Source organism: Dietzia sp. IBK-p2-16D, from assembly GCF_057773085.1.
Window position 1 is genome coordinate 262,539 of record NZ_JBYMTL010000006.1, and the last position, 18,225, is coordinate 280,763.

The 18,225-nt window shown below is 68.9% G+C and carries 14 protein-coding genes; 6 read left to right on the forward strand and 8 right to left on the reverse strand.

The window, feature by feature from the left end:
• The first annotated feature begins 10 nt into the window (after positions 1-10).
• Together AC3DE3_RS14120 and AC3DE3_RS14125 are read left to right on the forward strand one after the other, a co-directional pair.
• Complete coding sequence (locus tag AC3DE3_RS14120) at positions 11-994, forward strand: amino acid ABC transporter permease (RefSeq protein WP_260487212.1); 984 nt, start codon at positions 11-13, stop codon at positions 992-994.
• Entirely contained in the window at positions 991-1,752 is a 762-nt protein-coding gene (locus tag AC3DE3_RS14125) for an amino acid ABC transporter ATP-binding protein (protein ID WP_312027425.1), read from the forward strand. The genes AC3DE3_RS14120 and AC3DE3_RS14125 overlap by 4 nt, the downstream gene beginning before the upstream one ends.
• An 81-nt stretch (positions 1,753-1,833) precedes the next feature.
• Here the strand turns inward: AC3DE3_RS14125 and AC3DE3_RS14130 are convergent, their stop codons facing one another.
• Positions 1,834-2,589 (reverse strand): class I SAM-dependent methyltransferase, encoded by a 756-nt coding sequence (locus AC3DE3_RS14130; RefSeq protein WP_260489295.1) that lies wholly within the window; start codon positions 2,587-2,589, stop codon positions 1,834-1,836.
• 142 nt (positions 2,590-2,731) lie between these two features.
• Between AC3DE3_RS14130 and rpsA the strand changes: the two genes are divergently transcribed.
• Positions 2,732-4,210, forward strand: coding sequence for a 30S ribosomal protein S1 (gene rpsA, locus AC3DE3_RS14135; protein WP_260487213.1), 1,479 nt, complete (start codon positions 2,732-2,734; stop codon positions 4,208-4,210).
• 387 nt (positions 4,211-4,597) lie between these two features.
• Here rpsA and AC3DE3_RS14140 read toward each other — a convergent pair whose 3' ends face one another.
• Positions 4,598-6,169, reverse strand: coding sequence for a glycoside hydrolase family 183 protein (locus AC3DE3_RS14140; RefSeq protein ID WP_488370410.1), 1,572 nt, complete (start codon positions 6,167-6,169; stop codon positions 4,598-4,600).
• A 90-nt stretch (positions 6,170-6,259) separates the two neighbouring features.
• Here AC3DE3_RS14140 and coaE point away from each other — a divergent pair, with 90 nt between their 5' ends.
• The gene (gene coaE, locus AC3DE3_RS14145) at positions 6,260-7,351 is read left to right on the forward strand and encodes a dephospho-CoA kinase (RefSeq protein WP_488370411.1); all 1,092 of its coding nucleotides are present in this window, start codon (positions 6,260-6,262) and stop codon (positions 7,349-7,351) included.
• A 38-nt stretch (positions 7,352-7,389) separates the two neighbouring features.
• Here coaE and AC3DE3_RS14150 read toward each other — a convergent pair whose 3' ends face one another.
• Positions 7,390-8,946 (reverse strand): glycoside hydrolase family 183 protein, encoded by a 1,557-nt coding sequence (locus AC3DE3_RS14150; protein ID WP_260487216.1) that lies wholly within the window; start codon positions 8,944-8,946, stop codon positions 7,390-7,392.
• 1 nt (position 8,947) lies between these two features.
• The gene (locus AC3DE3_RS14155; RefSeq protein WP_488370412.1) at positions 8,948-10,366 is read right to left on the reverse strand and encodes a glycoside hydrolase family 183 protein; all 1,419 of its coding nucleotides are present in this window, start codon (positions 10,364-10,366) and stop codon (positions 8,948-8,950) included.
• Between the two features lie 126 nt (positions 10,367-10,492).
• Between AC3DE3_RS14155 and uvrB the strand changes: the two genes are divergently transcribed.
• Positions 10,493-12,622: an excinuclease ABC subunit UvrB gene (uvrB, locus tag AC3DE3_RS14160; protein ID WP_488370413.1), complete on the forward strand. Its 2,130-nt coding sequence runs from the start codon at positions 10,493-10,495 to the stop codon at positions 12,620-12,622.
• Between the two features lie 90 nt (positions 12,623-12,712).
• Positions 12,713-13,162, forward strand: a complete 450-nt coding sequence (locus tag AC3DE3_RS14165) for a universal stress protein (RefSeq protein WP_260487218.1) — start codon at positions 12,713-12,715, stop codon at positions 13,160-13,162.
• Positions 13,163-13,192: 30 nt separating this feature from the next.
• On the opposite strand, the gene AC3DE3_RS14170 is transcribed toward AC3DE3_RS14165, so the two are convergent.
• The 4 genes from AC3DE3_RS14170 to AC3DE3_RS14185 all read right to left on the reverse strand — a co-directional run bounded on the left by AC3DE3_RS14170 (position 13,193) and on the right by AC3DE3_RS14185 (position 18,152).
• Positions 13,193-13,621, reverse strand: a complete 429-nt coding sequence (locus AC3DE3_RS14170) for a DUF732 domain-containing protein (protein ID WP_260487219.1) — start codon at positions 13,619-13,621, stop codon at positions 13,193-13,195.
• Positions 13,618-16,011 (reverse strand): HelD family protein, encoded by a 2,394-nt coding sequence (locus AC3DE3_RS14175; protein ID WP_488370414.1) that lies wholly within the window; start codon positions 16,009-16,011, stop codon positions 13,618-13,620. The genes AC3DE3_RS14170 and AC3DE3_RS14175 overlap by 4 nt, the downstream gene beginning before the upstream one ends.
• 164 nt (positions 16,012-16,175) lie before the next feature.
• On the reverse strand, positions 16,176-17,255 hold the full coding sequence (locus AC3DE3_RS14180) for a DoxX family protein (protein WP_260487221.1): 1,080 nt from the start codon (positions 17,253-17,255) through the stop codon (positions 16,176-16,178).
• A 195-nt stretch (positions 17,256-17,450) separates the two neighbouring features.
• A complete protein-coding gene (locus AC3DE3_RS14185; protein WP_260487222.1) occupies positions 17,451-18,152 on the reverse strand; it encodes an MBL fold metallo-hydrolase in 702 nt (233 codons plus the stop codon).
• Positions 18,153-18,225: the final 73 nt, after the last annotated feature.

Consider the following 18,225-nt stretch of genomic DNA (forward strand, 5'->3'; position numbering starts at 1 on the left):
TGACCGGTAGGTGAGTACCGCGGAACAGGGGGCGACGACCCCCCGGGCGGACGCCCCGGAACCCATCAAGGCGGTGCCCCTGCGGCATCCGTGGCGATGGGTCTCGGCGACGGTCGTCCTGGTGCTGGTGTTCCTCTTCATCTGGGGCGCGGCGACCAATCCGGCCTACGGCTGGAGCACGTACGGGAGGTATCTGTTCGACACCCGGTTCGGCATGGCGGTGTTCTACACCATCGCGCTCACCCTGCTGTCGATGATCCTCGCCGTCGTCCTGGGCGTCATCCTCTCGGTGATGCGGATGAGCAGCAACCCGGTCCTCAAGGCCGTGGCGTGGGTGTACCTGTGGATCTTCCGCGGGACCCCGATCTACGTGCAGCTGCTGTTCTGGGGCCTGATCTTCACCCTGTACCGCCAGGTCCAGTTCGGGATCCCGTTCACCGACTTCCAGATCGTCCGCTTCGACGACACGATGGTGCTGTACTCGGCCTTCTGGTTGGCCGTGGTGGGACTCGCCATGAACGAGGCCGCGTACATGGCGGAGATCGTCCGCGCCGGCATCTCCTCGGTGCCGGAGGGGCAGGCCGAGGCCTCGACCGCACTGGGCATGACGTGGGGCCAGACCATGCGGCGGACGATCCTGCCGCAGGCCATGCGGGTCATCATCCCCCCGACCGGCAACGAGTTCATCTCGATGCTCAAGACCACCTCGCTCGTCGTCGCCATCCCCTTCTCCGGTGAGCTGTACGGGCAGGCGCGCGACATCTCGGGCGTCAACTTCCAGCCCATCCCGTTGCTACTGGTGGCCGCCACCTGGTACCTGGTCATCACCAGCGTCCTCATGGTGGGCCAGCACTACCTCGAGAAGCGCTTCTCCCGCGGCGCCACCCGTCAGCTCACGGGTCGACAGCTGCGTGCACTCGCCGATGCGGACGGGCTCACCCCGTCCTCTCTCGCCGCGGCCCGGGCCGCCGACCCGTCCGGAGGCAAGCCATGACGCCGATGGTCAGGGCCGAGCAGGTCTGTAAGAATTTCGGGTCACTCCGCGTCCTCAAGGGCATCGACCTCGAGGTCGCCGCTGGTGAGGTGCTGTGCCTGGTCGGGCCCTCCGGCTCGGGCAAGTCCACGTTCCTCCGGTGCATCAACCACCTGGAGAGGGTCGACGCGGGCAGGCTCTACGTCGACGGGGAGCTCGTGGGATACCGCGAGAAGGGCGACAAGCTCTACGAGATCTCCCCGAAGCAGGCCGCGCGCCAGCGCCGGGACATCGGCATGGTGTTCCAGCACTTCAACCTCTTCCTCCACCGCACCGCCCTCGAGAACGTGATCGAGGCACCGATGCTGGTGAAGGGTCAGTCACGTTCGGACGCCACCGAGCGGGCCCGGGAGCTGCTCGCCAAGGTCGGCCTCGCAGCGAAGGCCGACACCTATCCGGCTCAGTTGTCCGGCGGGCAGCAGCAGCGTGTCGCTATCGCCCGCGCCCTGGCGATGGACCCCAAGCTGATGCTGTTCGACGAGCCCACCTCCGCGCTTGATCCCGAACTGGTCGGAGAGGTCCTGGGCGTGATGCGGGATCTCGCGGACGCGGGGATGACCATGGTCGTGGTCACCCACGAGATGGGCTTCGCCCGCGAGGTCGCCGACACCGTGGCGTTCATGGACGACGGCGTCGTGGTGGAATCCGGCAAGCCGGCCGACGTGCTCAGGTCGCCGTCCCACCAGCGTACGAAGGACTTCCTGTCGAAGATCCTCTGACGCGCAGGCGCCCCGGGTCGGCGGCCCTGATCCCCTGCGGACGCGGGGGATCAGGGCCGTCGCGGCCCGGCGTCGAATCGTTCAGGGAAGCGTGGCCACGAAGATCGCCGTGCCGGGGAAGATCCCGCCCCGGAGCGGGCTCCACTGCCCCCACTCCCTGTCGAGCCATTCCGGCCACTCCGGCTCGATGAGGTCCTGCACCACGAAACCGGCGGCGACGAGTTCGCGGATTCGGTCACCCACCGTCCTGTGGTGCTCGACGTAGGTCAACTCGCCGGAGTCGTCGTACTCGGTGTACGGCGACCGGTCGAAGTACGGGAACATCGCCAGCAGTCCCTCCGGCCCCGGGTCGTCACGGAATATCCACCGCATGGGGTGGTTCACGGAGAAGACGAACCGGCCGCCCGGCCGCAGGACGCGAGCCGCCTCCGCCATGACACCCGCGGAATCGGCCACGAACGGGACCGCGCCGAATGCAGAGAAGACGACATCGAAGCTGTCCTCCGCGAACGGGAGCCGACCGGCATCGGCCTGGATGAGAGGAACAGTCGCGGCCGGGCCCGTCGACCGGCTCGCCGCCTCGGCCCCCACTCGGAGCATCCCGGCGGACAGGTCCACGGCCACGGCGCGGGCATCCTGGCCCGCGAGCCACCGCGAGCACGGCGCCGACCCGCACCCGATCTCGAGTACATCGCGGCCCGCCACGTCGCCGAGCAGATGCCAGTCACCCTCGTGCAGGCCCTCGGGGCACCAGATGAACTCACCCTCGGGGGAGTGGGCGCCGAGGAAGTCGCCGTGTTGATCGTGGTAGACGGTCGCTTCCGAGTCCCACCACATCCGTGAGGCTCGGACCGACTCTCCATGTCCGGGGGGGTTTGTGGACGTCACGTGTGAAGCGTACAGTTGACGGTCGCGTGCGTACGCGCTCGCTTTCTTCCTGTCCGCTACGATTCCTATCCACTCCGGAGCACCCCACCATATGACCACCAACACCACGTCCCCGCAGGTAGCCGTCAACGACATCGGCTCTGCTGAGGACTTCCTCGCCGCCATCGACGCCACGATCAAGTACTTCAACGATGGCGACATCGTCGAGGGCACGATCGTCAAGGTCGATCGTGATGAGGTCCTGCTCGACATCGGCTACAAGACCGAGGGTGTCATCCCCTCGCGCGAGCTCTCCATCAAGCACGATGTCGACCCGGGTGAGGTCGTCGAGGTGGGCGATGAGGTCGAGGCCCTGGTCCTGACCAAGGAGGACAAGGACGGCCGTCTGATCCTGTCCAAGAAGCGCGCCCAGTACGAGCGCGCCTGGGGCACGATCGAGGAGCTCAAGGAGAAGGACGAGGCCGTCAAGGGCACCGTCATCGAGGTCGTCAAGGGCGGCCTGATCCTCGACATCGGTCTCCGTGGCTTCCTCCCCGCCTCGCTGGTGGAGATGCGTCGCGTGCGCGACCTCCTGCCCTACGTGGGCCAGGAGCTCGAGGCCAAGATCATCGAGCTGGACAAGAACCGCAACAACGTCGTGCTCTCGCGTCGTGCGTGGCTCGAGCAGACCCAGTCGGCCGTGCGCTCCGAGTTCCTGCACCAGCTGCAGAAGGGCCAGGTCCGCAAGGGCGTCGTCTCCTCGATCGTCAACTTCGGTGCGTTCGTCGACCTCGGCGGCGTCGACGGTCTGGTCCACGTCTCCGAGCTGTCTTGGAAGCACATCGATCACCCGTCCGAGGTCGTCGAGGTGGGCCAGGAGGTCACCGTCGAGGTCCTCGACGTCGACCTGGACCGCGAGCGCGTCTCGCTGTCGCTCAAGGCCACGCAGGAGGATCCGTGGCGGCACTTCGCCCGGACCCACGCGATCGGTCAGATCGTCCCGGGCAAGGTCACCAAGCTCGTGCCGTTCGGCGCCTTCGTGCGCGTCGACGAGGGCATCGAGGGCCTCGTCCACATCTCCGAGCTGGCCGAGCGCCACGTCGAGGTCCCGGACCAGGTCGTCACGGTCAACGACGACGCCATGGTCAAGGTCATCGACATCGACCTCGACCGTCGTCGTATCTCGCTCTCGCTGAAGCAGGCGGACGAGGACTACACGGAGGAGTTCGACCCGTCGAAGTACGGCATGGCCGACAGCTACGACGAGGCCGGCAACTACATCTTCCCCGAGGGCTTCGATCCCGAGACCAACGAGTGGCTCGAGGGTTTCGAGAAGCAGCGCGAGGAGTGGGAGAACCGCTACGCGGAGGCCGAGCGTCGCCACAAGATGCACACGGCCCAGATCGAGAAGGGTCGGGCCGCTGCGGCGGAGGCCGCCGAGGCCGCTCCGACCAACTACTCGTCGGAGTCCACCCCGTCGTCGCGTCCCGCTGCTGCGGCCGACGCCGCTCCGGCGGAGACCACCGGCGGTTCGCTGGCCTCGGACGAGCAGCTGGCCGCCCTGCGGGCCAAGCTCGCCGGTGGTGAGTGATCGTCGCTGACTGAGGCGCTGATCGTCTCATAGCACGTCGCACGGCCCCGGCCGCGCGCACCACCACATGGTGGGCGCGGCCGGGGCCGCCGCGCATTTGTCGCCCGATTGTCTCTGAAGCGTGTGGCCCGGTGGGGAGGCGGCCCCACTGCTATCTCCGTATGCGATCGGGACTGCCATGCCCGTGAGTCCTCTGAGTACGGGACATCGGCCGCTGCAGAGCCCGGCGCCAGCGGCGACCGAGCAGCGTGGTGGGACAGTCCTCCGCCGGGCCTCGGACGAACTCACCGGCGACGATGGCGGTGAGTCCGACGGTGGTGAGTATTCGACGCCCGCGCAATCAGGTGTGCGACCCGACAGATCGAAGGTTCATCTGCCGGAGGGGCGTTAGCGGCCCGGCGGCTCGGCGATCGGCTCCGGGGCCGCGGGCATGACCTCGGAGGCATCCTCCAGACGCTGTTCGTCGATCACGCCCTCGTCATCGATGGCCCCGGCCTCCACGGCGTCGCTCACTCTGACGCGCGACTGCACTTCGGTGTGCGTGTTCGTGTCGGGGGCGTTGAAGTTGAACTGGCTGAGATCGGTGCGCAGGAAGAAGACGTTGTACGCATCCCAGGTGGACAGAGTGAAAAACAGGTGGGAGCCGTCTGAGGTGATCGAGTCCGGGTGGATCATCGGGGCGTAGGCGTTGGGGAACATACGGCGATCGACGAGCGTCTGGGGCGCAGACCAGGGGCCCTCCGGTGCGCTCGCCACCCGCATCGAGACGACTCCCGACGCGGTGGACGTCAGTGATATGTACTTGTTCAGGTACTCGTTGTAGGCGACCGACAACTCCTCGACCGGCGCCGGCAGGATCACCTCGCTCCCGCTCGGGTCGGACTCCCAGGTGGAACCTCCCTTGAACCACTGGTAAGCGCCGGGGTTCTCGACCTGATCGATCGGCACTCGCGCGAGCGTGGCCGGCCCGCGACGCCCGGACGGTGTCAGATACTCGTACAGATAGCCGTCCTTCTCGAGGAATGCGCTCATCTGCATCCCGTACCAGAGGCTGCTGTCGGCCTCGGGCAGGTCGTCGGCGTCGGGTTCGAACTCGACGTCGTTGTTCCAGCCGGTGAACTCGGTGACCCGGCGCATCGAGTTGGCGAGGATCTTCCACGTGTTGCCGTCGTCATCCGACTTCACCAGCGCGGAGTAGTTGGTGTTCCAGCCGCCCGGGGCGTTCCAGTCGCGGACCGACATGACGCGCATGTACAGGGCGTCGCCGGTGGCGTTGTTCGGGTCAGGGAGGCTGATCGCGGCGGTGGGGATCACCGTTACCTCGCCGATGCCGTTCGGCTGATGGGCGCCCTGAACCAACGCCGTGGCGTAGCCGGTAAGTCCGCTCGGTCGTGCACCAGTGATCTTGAGGCCGTTTTCGGGCGGTCCACTCTGGGCAGTGAGCATGACATTGGAGCGCCAGTCGTTGCCTGACGGGGTGCAGTCGCCGAAGGTGTCGCCGAACAGCACCATCGTCTCGTCGCCGTGCTCGAACATGATCCCGAGGTCGGTCCCGTAGATGTTGTATGCGGAATCGGTATTTGCAGGGCTGGTGGGGCCGGTGATCAACTGAAGCACTGACGTGGCGCCCTTGAGGACGGGGATCGTGCCCTGGTCCCCGGTGATCCATCGCGGGAAGTCGCGTACGGAGGAGGCCGCGGTACCGGCGACGGAATTGGCCGCGTTCGCGAGCGAGCCCGTCGCGAGGTTGAGGCCAAGCGATCCGGGAGGGAAGTTGCCGAAAAAGTTGTTGCACGGCCCGCTCTCGAAGCCGCTGGAACCCGACGATCCAGCGGACCCTGACGAACCAGGGACCTCCGCGGAGCCCGCCGTGCCGAGTGAGCCCGAGGACTGGGCGTTCGCGGTGGCGGGAACAAGAAGGGAGGTGGCCAGGATCGTCACGGGGACCGTGAGGAGCACTGAGGTTCTTGCTGAGTGTCGAACCATGCGTGCGACCTTATAGTTGCGTCGATGCGCTGTAAACATCCCGGGTTCACTTACACTCCTGGAATGCTGATGGTGGGTCTGACCGGTGGGATCGGTGCCGGCAAGTCGACGGTGACGGCGGTGCTCGCGGAGGCGGGGGCGGTGATCGTGGACGCGGACCTCATCGCCCGCGAAGTCGTCGAACCGGGATCCCCGGGTCTGGCGATGCTGGTCGCCGAGTTCGGTGAGGACATCCTGGGGCCCGACGGCGCGCTCGACCGCGCGGCCCTCGCCGCCCGCGCCTTCGTCGATGCCGACCGGACCGCGGCCCTCAACGCCATCACCCATCCGCTCATCGGCGAGCGGACGGCGGAGCTGTTCGGCTCGGCCCCGGAGGACGCGATCGTCGTACACGACATGCCGCTGCTGGTAGAGGGCGGGATGACGCCCGGTTACCACCTGGTGATCGTCGTGGACACCCCGGCGGAGATCCGTCTCCGGCGCCTTGTGGAGTTCCGGGGGATGCCGGAGGACGATGCCCGGGCCCGTATGGCGCGGCAGGCGACCGATGAGGCCCGGCGGGCCGTCGCCGACGTGCTGATCGACAACTCCGGGGATCGACAGACGGTCGTGGACCTGACCCGTGCCCTGGTCGAGATCCGGCTGGATCCGTTCGAACACAATCTGCGCACCGGGACCCCGGTGGTGGGTGATCGCACCGTCGTGCCGTTCCGTCCGGAATGGGCGGGGGAGGCGGAGAGGGCGTGTGCCCGGTTGCGTCACGTGGTGGGGGAGATCGCGACCAGGATCGACCATGTCGGTCCGACCGCGGTCGAGGGGCTGGACGCCCCCGACGTCATCGACCTCCAGGTGACGGTCCGCGACACCGCGGCGGTGGAGGCGGCCTTGACCACGCTCACCGGGGCCGGTTACGTACGCGACCGGTCCAGCGAACGCCCGTTGTTGCACTGGTGCGATCCCGCGCGTCCTCTGGAGGTCTCGATTCTCGCCGAGGACGACCCCGAGCACGAGTTCTCGCTTCTCATAGCGGAGGCGATCGGCGCGGACTCCGCCGCCCGGGCCGAGTACTCGGAGATCCTCCGTCGGGCGGATCGCGAGGAGACCCGGCAGTGGGAACGCACCCTGAGTGAGGCCCTGCTGCGCGGCCGGTTGTGACGACCGCGGGCGGGTCCGAGACCCGCCCGCCGCCGCGCTCACGCCGTCGGGACCACTCCGTCCACCAGCTCGGAAACCGGCACCCGGCGGATGACCTCGGTCTCCACGGGCTGTGCGGCCGCTCGGCGCAGGTTCGGGTTGGGGAACACCTCCGACAGGCGGGTGCGTACGAGGAAGACGTTGTACGCGTTCCACGTGGTGACGAGGTAGTAGAGGTCCTCACCCTGCGCCCACGGGTGCATGAACGCCCCGTACACGCCCGGCAGCACGGAGTAGTCCACCAGGACCGTCGCCGAGCTCCACGGCCCCTCGGGCCGGTCGGCCGTACGCATGACCACCGAGTTGTAGCCCTGCGAGTACATGGCCGTGTACTTGCCGAGGTACTCGTTGTACATGGTCGAGATCTCGCTCGCCGGAGCTGGCAGGACCCGCTCCGCCGCGCCGATGTCCGAGACCCACTCCGAACCGTCCCAGTACTCGTAGTCCGTCGGGTCGAGGACACCTGCGGTGGGCGGGGTGCTCGAGGCGTCGAGCTCGCCCGCGGTCGGGGAACCCGCGAGTGGGACGCGGGCGACGATCGCCGAGCCCTGCCGCCCGGACGGGGTGAGGTACTCGTAGAGATGCGAGTCCGCCTTGAGGAACGAGCTCATCTGGGCGCCCCGCCAGGCGGAGTCCACGGTCGGGGCCCCTTCGCCGAGGGGGATGGTGTCGGTGATGGGGCGGGCCATCGCCGGCACGGCGGTCCAGTTCTCGCCGTTGTCCGTCGAGTACGCCATCCCCGAGTAGTTGGTGGTCCACGTTCCCGGTTGGCCCCAGTGGGCCACGGACATGTACCGCAGGTACTGGACACCGTCGACCGAGATGCCCGCGGTGGGGATGATGGTGACCTCACCGGGCAGCCCGGATCGCGGGACGAGCGACTTGGCGAGTCCGTCGGTGCCCACGGCCGCCGAGTCGACGGAGATGCCGTCGGTCAGGTCCGTGTCAGCGGATCGGAACAGGACGTTCGATCGCCACTGGTTGCCGGGCACGGTGCAGTCGCCCATGGTGTCGCCGAAGGCCATGAGGACCTCCGGATGGTCGGGATCGCCGTTGTCCCACATGATGCCGAGGTCCGTTCCGGCCACCCCGAATCTGTTGACGGAGTCGCCGGGGCTCGTGGGGCCGGTGACCAGCTGTTCGAAGCGGGTGGGGCCGCGGAGGACGGGCACCGTGCCCTCCTCGCCCGTGATCCACGGCGGCATCCCGTAGACCGAGCCGATCATCGGGTCGAGGGAGCCGGACAGTCCGTTGCCGAGCGAACCGGTCTCCAACTGCTGGACCAGCGATCCTGAGCGGTCCGCGGATCCGAGGGCGCGGGAGGCGGAACCGAGCGACCCGGATTCTCCGGTCGAACCGAGTGAGCCGAGAGAGCCGGTGGCCATTCCGGCCCCGGTCCGGTTCTCGAGCAGGGAGCCGAAGTTGCCGAACATCTCACTGCACGGGCCGGCCGAGGCGGTGCCGGCACCGATCGTGCCGATGGTGACGACCGACGCGGCCGTGGTCATCGTCGCCGCGACCACCGTGCTGAGGAGACGAGTGAGAGGGCGGGACATGTCATGCCTCCGGGATGGGGAGTCGATCGACGAGGACGGTCTCTCCGGTGTCCGCCGGATCGGGGGTGTTGCGGGTCCAGCTGTCATCGGACGTCTGCATCCGCGCCCGGGCGTCGGGCAGGGTCCTCGTGGGGATCTGGGTCAGGTCGGTCCTCATGAGGAAGACGTTGTAGGCGTCCCACGTGGACATGGTGGAGTACAGGTCCTCGCCGCGGGTCTCCACGGCCGGACTCCACGGGTGGACGAAGGCGCCGTAGAGGGTGGGGACGTGCTGGTACGAGAGGAGGATGTCCTCACCGGACCACGGCCCCCACGGAGTGGCCGCCTGGCTCATGACGATGTTGTTGGCGCGGTTGTTGTACAGCGCGATGAATCGGCCCAGATGCTCGCTCCAGGACACGGACAACTCACTCACCGACGTCCCGTTCGGGGCGCCGAGCACCGGGACGGCGTCGCGGTGATCGACGACCCAGTCGCTGCCGTCCCAGAACCGGTAGGCCGCCATCTCCTCGATCTGTGCCTCGGGAACCCGCGCCAGCCGCGCGGACCCGCTGCGGCCCGATGGCGTGAGGTACTCGTAGACGAACCCGTCGTGCTTGACGAACGCGCTCATCTGCCCGGCGACGTGGGTCGTCGACTCCGCGCCCAGGTCGGCCGGGAGAGGCATCGGCGCGGTTCCCCGGCGTGCGGTGCCGCGTACGGGACGCCAGTTCTCACCGTTGTCCGTCGACCGGGCGAGCGCGGAGTAGTTGGTGGTCCACTCGCCGGGGTCGCCCCAGCGCTCCACCGACATGTAGCGCAGGTACTGGGTGCCGCCCACCTCGACGCCGGCGGTCGGGATCACCGTGGTCTCGCCGGGTTGGCCGGTGCGGGGGAGGATCGACTTGGCCATCCCGGGCCGTTCCATCGGTGCGTCGGTGACGCGCATCCCGTCGGTGAGGGTGCGGTCGTCGGACCGGAAGAGGATGTTGCTGCGCCACTCGTCATCGGGCGCGGTGCAGTCGCCCATCGTGTCGCCGAGGGCCATCATCACCTGCGGACGGGCGGAGTCGCCGTTGTCCCACAGGATCCCCAGGTCAGTGCCGGTGATGCCGAACCGGTCGACCGTGTCGTTGGGGCTGGTCGGCCCCGTGAGCAGTTCGACCGTGGTGGTGCGGCCCTGGAGGACCGGGATGTATCCCCGTTCACCGTTGGCCCACGGGGTGGCAGGCTCTGGTGCGGACCCGCCCAGGGAGCCCGAGAGGGATCCCGATCCCGCGCCCGCGCCGGCCGGGGGCCACGGGTCACAGGGCGCGGCCACGGCGATCGGAGCGAGAAGGGTGAGAGCCCCCGCCGCGAGTGAGGCGGCGGTGACCGCCGTGATCGGCCGACGCACGCCGTGTGGGCAGGCGGTACGACGACGAAGGGAGCTGCGGGCCACGGGTGATCTCCAGACGAGTGGGCAGGGGCTGCAAGGGGTGTTAGACGACACGGTAGTTGGCACCTCTGACATCTGAGCCGGGAACTCCGGTGGGCGGGGGTGAACAGCTGCTCGTACGCTGGTGACATGGCATTCGCGACCGAGATCCCCGACGACGGGGTCCCCGCCGACCCGACAGTGCTCTCCTATTCGGAATTCCGACCGATCGGCGACGTCGAACGGAGCACGACGCGCTTCGAGGTGGTGAGCGAATTCACCCCGTCGGGCGATCAGCCCACCGCGATCGCGGAGCTGACCGAGCGCCTGGCACGGGGAGAGCGCGACATCGTCCTCCTGGGTGCGACGGGCACCGGCAAGTCGGCGACCACCGCGTGGCTCATCGAGAAGGTGCAGCGGCCGACCCTGGTGATGGCGCCCAACAAGACGCTCGCCGCGCAGCTCGCCAACGAGTTGCGCGAGATGCTGCCCAACAACGCGGTCGAGTACTTCGTCTCCTATTACGACTATTACCAACCTGAGGCGTACATCGCCCAGACGGACACCTTCATCGAGAAGGACTCGTCCATCAACGATGACGTGGAGAGGCTTCGGCACTCCGCGACTTCGTCGCTGCTGTCCAGGCGCGACGTCGTCGTCGTCAGCTCCGTCTCGTGCATCTACGGACTCGGCACCCCCCAGTCGTACCTCGACAGGTCGGTGGCCCTGTCCATCGGGCAGGAGGTCGACCGTGACCAGCTCCTCCGACTACTGGTGGATGTCCAGTACGAACGCAACGACGTGTCCATGACCCGCGGCACGTTCCGCGCCAAGGGCGACACCGTCGACATCATCCCGACCTACGAGGAGCTCGCCGTCCGCATCGAGTTCTTCGGCGACGAGATCGATGCGCTGTACTACATCCACCCGCTGACGGGCGACGTCGTCCGCAGGGTCGACGAGGTGCGCATCTTCCCGGCCACCCACTACGTCGCCGGTCCCGCGAGGATGGCCAAGGCGATCGCCTCCATCGAGGCCGAGCTGGAGGAGAGGCTCGCCGAGTTGGAGAAGCAGGGCAAACTGCTCGAAGCGCAGCGGCTGCGGATGAGGACCTCCTACGACATCGAGATGATGCAACAGGTGGGCTTCTGCTCCGGCATCGAGAACTACTCGCGGCACATCGACGGGCGGCCGGCGGGAAGCTCCCCGGCCACGCTCATCGACTACTTCCCCGAGGACTTCCTCACGGTGATCGACGAGTCCCACGTGACCGTGCCGCAGATCGGCGCCATGTACGAGGGCGACGCATCCCGCAAGCGCAATCTCGTCGACTTCGGATTCCGTCTACCATCCGCACTCGACAACCGTCCGCTGACCTGGGAGGAGTTCTCGGGCAGGGTGGGGCAGACCGTATACCTGTCCGCCACGCCGGGGCCCTACGAGATGGGCCGCGCGGGCGGCGAGTTCGTCGAGCAGGTGATCCGGCCGACCGGCCTCGTCGACCCGAAGATCGTGGTCAAACCCACCAAGGGCCAGATCGATGACCTGATCGGCGAGATCCGTCAGCGCGCCGAGCGCGACGAGAGGGTACTGGTCACCACGCTGACCAAGAAGATGTCCGAGGACCTCACGGACTACCTGCTCGAACTGGGGATCCGCGTGCGGTACCTCCACTCGGAGATCGACACCCTCCAGCGGGTGGAGCTGCTCCGGGATCTCCGGCGCGGAGAGTACGACGTCCTGGTCGGCATCAACCTGCTCCGGGAGGGACTTGACCTGCCAGAGGTCTCGCTCGTGGCGATCCTGGACGCCGACAAGCAGGGTTTCCTCCGCTCGGCCACCTCGCTCATCCAGACCATCGGGCGTGCGGCCCGCAACGTCTCCGGTGAGGTCCACATGTATGCGGACTCGGTCACCGAGGCCATGCGGCAGGCCATCGACGAGACCGATCGCAGGCGTGAGAAGCAGGTCGCGTACAACACCGAGCACGGTATAGACCCGCAGCCGCTCCGCAGGAAGATCGCCGACATCCTCGACCGGGTCGGAGAGGAACGCGGGGACGACGCGGATCCCAAGGACCGACCGGAGCTCGTGGGCGCCCGGGCGGCCGACGGGTCGGCGAGACCCCGCAAGGAGCTCGAGAAGCTCATCGAGGAGATGACCGAGCAGATGATGTCCGCGGCCACGGACCTGCGGTTCGAACTGGCGGGCCGATTGCGCGACGAGATCGCGGAGTTGCGCAGGGAACTCAAGGGGATGCGTGAGGCCGGGATCGACTGACCCGGACCGGTTTCTCGCCCGTTTACCCCGCCCGTCGGGCGCGTCGTCCGACTACTCTGGGTGAAACGTGTTCCCGAGGAGAGGAAGCAAATGAGCGCCTACACCAAAGTGGTGGTGGGAACCGACGGTTCCGAGTCGTCCTACCGAGCCGTCGACCGCGCCGCACAGCTGGCCGCCGACGCCTCGGCCGACCTCGTGATCGCCTGCGCCTACGTGCCCGCCGATCCGCGGTCCGTCAGCCAGGCCGCGGACCAGCTCGGTGACGACGCCTACCAGATCCGTGGGGACAATCCCGCCGAGGACATCGTCCGGGGCGCCAAGGACCGGGCCCTGAAGGCCGGAGCCGACAGGATCGAGGCGCGCACCGTGAAGGGCGCGCCCGTGGAATCACTCATCAAGCTGGCGAACGAGGTGGGCGCCGACCTCCTCGTGGTGGGCAACAAGGGCCTCAACTCGCTGACGGGTCGGCTGCTCGGGTCCGTGCCCGCGGATGCCGCCCGTCGCGCGACCTGCGACGTACTCATCGTCCACACCACTTAGGACCGCCTCGCCCCACCCGGGGCGCGGTGGTCAGTCGCAGAGGTGGGTCCGGCTCGCATCGACGATCGCCCGACCCACCTCTGCGGTGTCGAGGTCCGGGGTCTGGGCTGCGATCGCACTGGTGAGCGGACGGATCCGGTCGAGGATCGTCTCGGTGTCCGCCCCGTCGGCGATCCCCCTGCAGATTCCGACGCCCACCTCGACGGTGGTGGCCGCGGTCATCTCGGTGGGGAGGCCGAAGCCGGAAAGATCGGCGAGGAACGCCTGCTCCTCGTCGGTCCGTGTGTCGATCCGGTCCTCCGGGGGGAGCTGTTCGGAGGACTCGGATCCGAATCCGGATGCGGCGACGGTGGACATCGTGCCGGCGGGATCCTCGGCACCGGTGCCGCACGCGCCGGCCACGGCCGCGAGGGCGACGAGGGCCGACGCCCCCAGCACGCGTGGTCTGCTGTCGGTCATGCGGTGAGCTCCTGTGCACTGTCGCCGAGGCTGTCCCGGATACCCGAGAGTAGCGGGCCGAAGCCACCCGGCTGGATCAGGACGAGCTCCTGCGTGGCCCGGGTGGCGCCGACGTAGAGGTCCTGGACCCCCTGGGGAGAGCGTGCGAGGACCCGTTCGGGGTCCACCACCACGACGACATCGAACTCCAGCCCCTTGGCCAGAGCCAGCGGTAACACCGTGGTGCCCGGCCGAGCCAGTTCGGCGGCCTCGCGGACGGCGGGACAGCCCGCGCCGGTTTTCGCGTCGTCGTCTCCATCCACCGTGTCGTCGCCCCCGGGGTCGGGCAGCAATACCGCCACCGCCCGCTCGGCGGGCACCGCCGTGACCTCCTCGGCCACCGCCTGCTCCACCGACCGGGCATCAGGCTCGATCCACGCCACCGGCCGCCGCCCCGGACGAACCGTCCGGGGCGAGCGCGCCTGCGGGTCGATCTCGGCGAGAAGCAGCTCGGCCACCGCGGAGATGGTCTCCGGGGTGCGGTAGTTGACCGTCAGTTCGGACAGTACCCACCGATCGTCCACGTACGGCGACAACGCGTCATCCCACGAGTCGATGCCCGCCGGGCTCGAGGTCTGGGCGACGTCCCCGACCAGGGTCATCCACCGGTTGGGGGAGCGACGCATGAGCACCCGCCACGCCATGGTGGACAGCTCCTGGGCCTCGTCGACGATCACGTGTCCGAACGCCCATGTCCGGTCCGCACCGGCACGATCGGCCACGGTGAGGTCGGAATCCGCGCTGTGGCGGCGGGCCAGGGACTCGGCGTCGACGACGTCGTAGGCCATGAGCACCTCGGGATCGAGGTCGTCCTCGATGTCCTGCACGGCCGAACCGGTGAGGATCTCGAGTGCCTCCTCGGCCTGCCGCAGCTGCTCCTCCCACGCTCGGTCCGCTTCACTGCCCTCGGCGGTCGGGTCGTCCCCGAGGAGCTCTGCGAGCTCGTCCAGGAGCGGGACGTCCGCGACGGAGAACGCGGTGCCGTCCTCCCGGAACAGTGCGTCCTGGTCCTCCGCGACGTAGTCGCCCGCCGCCTCGGCGATCCGCTCGCGGCTCGACAGCAGATCGGCGAGGAGCTGCTCGGGTCGGAGAACGGGCCACCACTCATCGATCACCTGCATGACCTCGCGGGAGGCCTCCACCTCGCGTCGGAGTTCGGCGCGGTCGTCGGCGTCCAGCAACGGTCGGGCGGGATCGCCGAGGTCACCGACACCGTCCCCATCCGGCGACCACGCCTCGTCCTCCGCGTGCCCGACCGGATCGGTCAGCGCGGCGACGTACTGCTCGGTCAGGGCATCGATGATCCGGGTCTCGAACGCGCCGCGGGACTGGTTGTGGGGTCGTCGGGTCATCCGGCCGCGTCCCCGTGCCGCCCGCACCATCGCCGGGGTCAGGGTCAGATCGTGTCCCTCGACCCGCACCACGACGTCGGCCTCCGGCGCCAGCTGGCGGGCCCGGACCGCCGCCTTGAGGATGCCCACCATCTCGCCCGAGCCCTTGACCTCCTCCCCGCGCAGGGTCTCCGGGCCGGTGGCGCGGATGCCCGGGTAGAGGTCCGCGAGGGTGCGCAGGACGACGCCGGACTCACCGAGGGACGGCAGCACGCGCGCGATGTAGTCGAGGAATCGCGCGTTGGGTCCGACGATGAGCACACCGCTCCGGTCCAGTCGCTGGCGGTGCGTGTAGAGCAGGTACGCCGCGCGGTGCAGTGCCACGGCGGTCTTGCCCGTGCCCGGTCCACCCTGGACCACGAGCACCCCGGCGTGTGGGTTGCGGATTATCTCGTCCTGTTCCCGCTGGATGGTGGCCACGATGTCGGTCATGTGCGCGGACCGTGCGGAGTCCAGGGCCTCGAGCAGGGCGGACTCGCCCACCACGTCGTCGTGGTCCTCCGGAAGCTCGCCGTCGGCGGGGGCCGTGAGGTACTCGTCGTGGATCCCGATCACCCGGCGACCGATGGTACGCAGGTGGCGCCGGCGGTGAGCGCCCTCCGGCCGGGCCGTCGTGGCCAGATAGAAGGGGCGACTGTGGTCGGCACGCCAGTCGAGCAGCAGCGTGGTGAGGTCCTCGTCGTCGTCGCGGAGCCCCACGCGCCCGATCCTGCGCACCTCACCGTCGGCCATGTCCAACCGGCCGAAGTACAGCCCCAGATTGGCGGCGCCGTACGCCGCGAGCTCCGACGAGTAGAGGCGGGCGTAGGACTCCCGCTCCGACCTCGCCTGGGGGGTGCCACCGGATCCGCGCAGGACAGCGTCGAGGCGTGCGCGGGTATCCGCCTTCAGCTCGTCCAGGCGGTCGAGGAGACGACCGAGGTGAGTTTGTTCCTCGTCGACGGCATCGTGTCCCGTCACGGGCGCTCCTTCCGGGGTGTGGGCTGTTCGGGCAGGATGACCAGGCTACCGGGAACCGGGCGGGTGCTCCCACGACGACGACCCCGCCCGGGCGCGGGCGGGGTCGTCGGGGGCGGCGTGGGGTCGCCGGCGGTCATTCCGGGTGGGGGCGGGGCCCCGGGGTGTCAGGGACGGATGACGTCGGCGGCCTTCTCGCGGACCTCGTCCGTCATCTTCTTGGCCTCGGAAGCCTTCTTGCCGGCCTCCTTCTCGAACCGGGCGGACTTCTTCCTGGCGTCCTTGCCAGCCCGGGCGAGTTTCTTGCGAGCGTCCTTCTCCGCGACCTTCTTCCTGGCCTGCGCGACCTTGCGGGCGTCCTCGGCCTGGACCGCGGCGAGCCGCGCGGCGGCACCGGCCTGGTCGCGGACCTGTGCGGTGTAGGGCCGCGCCTCCTCGGCCGCTGCGTGGGCCACGGCCCCCGCCTGGTCGCGGACCTGGGCAGCGAGAGGTGCGGCCTGTTCCCGGGCAGCGCTCGCCCGGTCCCGAAGGGTTGCGGCGACCACCGGGGCGGTCTCTCGGACGATCCCGGCGAAACCCGTCGCCTGGTCGCGGACCTGATCGGCGACGACCGGGGCCTTCGCGCGCACGGTCTCGGCCACCTCGGGCGCCTTGTCACGGACGGTGTCCGCGGCGCCACGAGCCTGATCGGCCACGGTGTGGGCGACACCGGCGAGAGCGGCGCCGGCCGCGGCGGACTCCGCCTTGGCGCCGGGCAGCCTGGCGGCCACCTTGTCCCCGGCCTTACGGGCGCGCCACGCCACACCGGGCTGGCCGGCGGTGTCGACCGATGCGAGGACGAGCCCGCCGAGGAGCGCCACGTCGGTCGCCAGACCGGTGGTCTTGCGGCTGCGGGCGGCCTTGTCGGACTCCATCCAGAACGCGTGGCGGCTGATGGTCGAGGGCACGTGCGCGGCCGTGAGGGCGACTGCCGAGAGGCGGGGGGCCTTGCCCAGCGCGAACAGGACTCCCGCGCCGATCTTGACCCCGGCCAGGGCCTTGACGAGCGTCTCGGTGTCCTTGGGGACGGGCGGCACGTTGGCGGAGACCGCCTCGTTGACGGCCTGTTCACCCTTCTCCACCAGGGGGGTGGCCTTGTCGACGAGCGGGGCCGCGTCGGCGACATGGGCCTGCGGATTGCGAAGCGTCTCAACGCCGTCGATGACGAACACCGTGGCGAGCATGGGTCGTGCGAGTCGTCGGATCATCGTTCCTCCTGTGTAAGTGGGAGTGCGTGGTCGAACCTAGCCCGAACCCGGGGAGGGCGCCTCCGGTCGCGTTGCCCCGCGGACCGTGGTCGGTCCGTCAGCGGGGGAGTGCGCTGCGCTGATCGCGCACGGCGGCCGTTTGATAACGATTGGATGACGGGCCACGGGGCGGAGGGGACGGCGACGCCATCGTCGTCACCAGCCGCGCTCGCGCCACTCCGTCAGGTGTGGCCGTTCGGCTCCGATGGTGGTGTCGTCCCCGTGACCGGGATGAACCACCACGTCATCGGCGAGGGCGTCGAAGATCCGCGTCTCGAGGTCACTCATCAGCTGGGCGAAATCGTCTTCCGATCCGGTCTTCCCCGGCCCGCCCGGGAAGAGGGAGTCCCCGGAGAACAGGTGGGTTCCGGCGTCGGTGCGCAATACCAGCGCGATCCCGTCGGGAGTGTGGCCCCGTAGTCCGATCACCTCCAGCCGGAGGTCGCCGACCACGACCTCGTCCCCGTGCGAGACGTGGCGATCGGTGGGGACGTCGATGCCCCCGGCGTCGCCGGGGGAGGCGATGGTGGTCAGGCCCAGGGCGTCGACCGTCTCGGCGAGCCCGATCCAGTGGTCGGCGTGGAGATGCGTGGTGAGCACCTCCCTGACACCGGGCGCGCGGTCCCGCAGGTGCGCGACGAGGTGTGGCGCGTCGTCAGCGGCGTCGACGAGCAGCACCTCGCCCGTGGCCGTGGACTCGATCACGTAGACGTTGTTGTCCATCTCGCCGACCGAGATCTTGGAGAGCCGGGCGGGACCCACGGTCCATCGCTCGCCGGTCAGTCGGCCGGCGGTGCGTCCGGAGTAACCCTCGGTGAGGGTGATGCGGTCGGATGAAGACTCGGTGGGATTCGCCATAACTGCAGGCTACCGACGGCGGACGGAGTCGGTGGCCGGAACCGTGTCGTACTACGTTGGTACCTTCGTCTGC

Excerpts from the sequence above, each read along its gene's own strand:
- AC3DE3_RS14170 (WP_260487219.1), bottom strand. The coding sequence starts at position 13,621 with ATGACCGACAGCAGACCACGCGTGCTGGGGGCGTCGGCCCTCGTCGCC.
- rpsA (WP_260487213.1), top strand. The coding sequence starts at position 2,732 with ATGACCACCAACACCACGTCCCCGCAGGTAGCCGTCAACGACATCGGC.
- AC3DE3_RS14185 (WP_260487222.1), bottom strand. The coding sequence starts at position 18,152 with ATGGCGAATCCCACCGAGTCTTCATCCGACCGCATCACCCTCACCGAG.
- coaE (WP_488370411.1), top strand. The coding sequence starts at position 6,260 with ATGCTGATGGTGGGTCTGACCGGTGGGATCGGTGCCGGCAAGTCGACG.
- AC3DE3_RS14165 (WP_260487218.1), top strand. The coding sequence starts at position 12,713 with ATGAGCGCCTACACCAAAGTGGTGGTGGGAACCGACGGTTCCGAGTCG.
- AC3DE3_RS14180 (WP_260487221.1), bottom strand. The coding sequence starts at position 17,255 with ATGATCCGACGACTCGCACGACCCATGCTCGCCACGGTGTTCGTCATC.
- AC3DE3_RS14130 (WP_260489295.1), bottom strand. The coding sequence starts at position 2,589 with ATGTGGTGGGACTCGGAAGCGACCGTCTACCACGATCAACACGGCGAC.
- AC3DE3_RS14125 (WP_312027425.1), top strand. The coding sequence starts at position 991 with ATGACGCCGATGGTCAGGGCCGAGCAGGTCTGTAAGAATTTCGGGTCA.
- uvrB (WP_488370413.1), top strand. The coding sequence starts at position 10,493 with ATGGCATTCGCGACCGAGATCCCCGACGACGGGGTCCCCGCCGACCCG.
- AC3DE3_RS14150 (WP_260487216.1), bottom strand. The coding sequence starts at position 8,946 with ATGTCCCGCCCTCTCACTCGTCTCCTCAGCACGGTGGTCGCGGCGACG.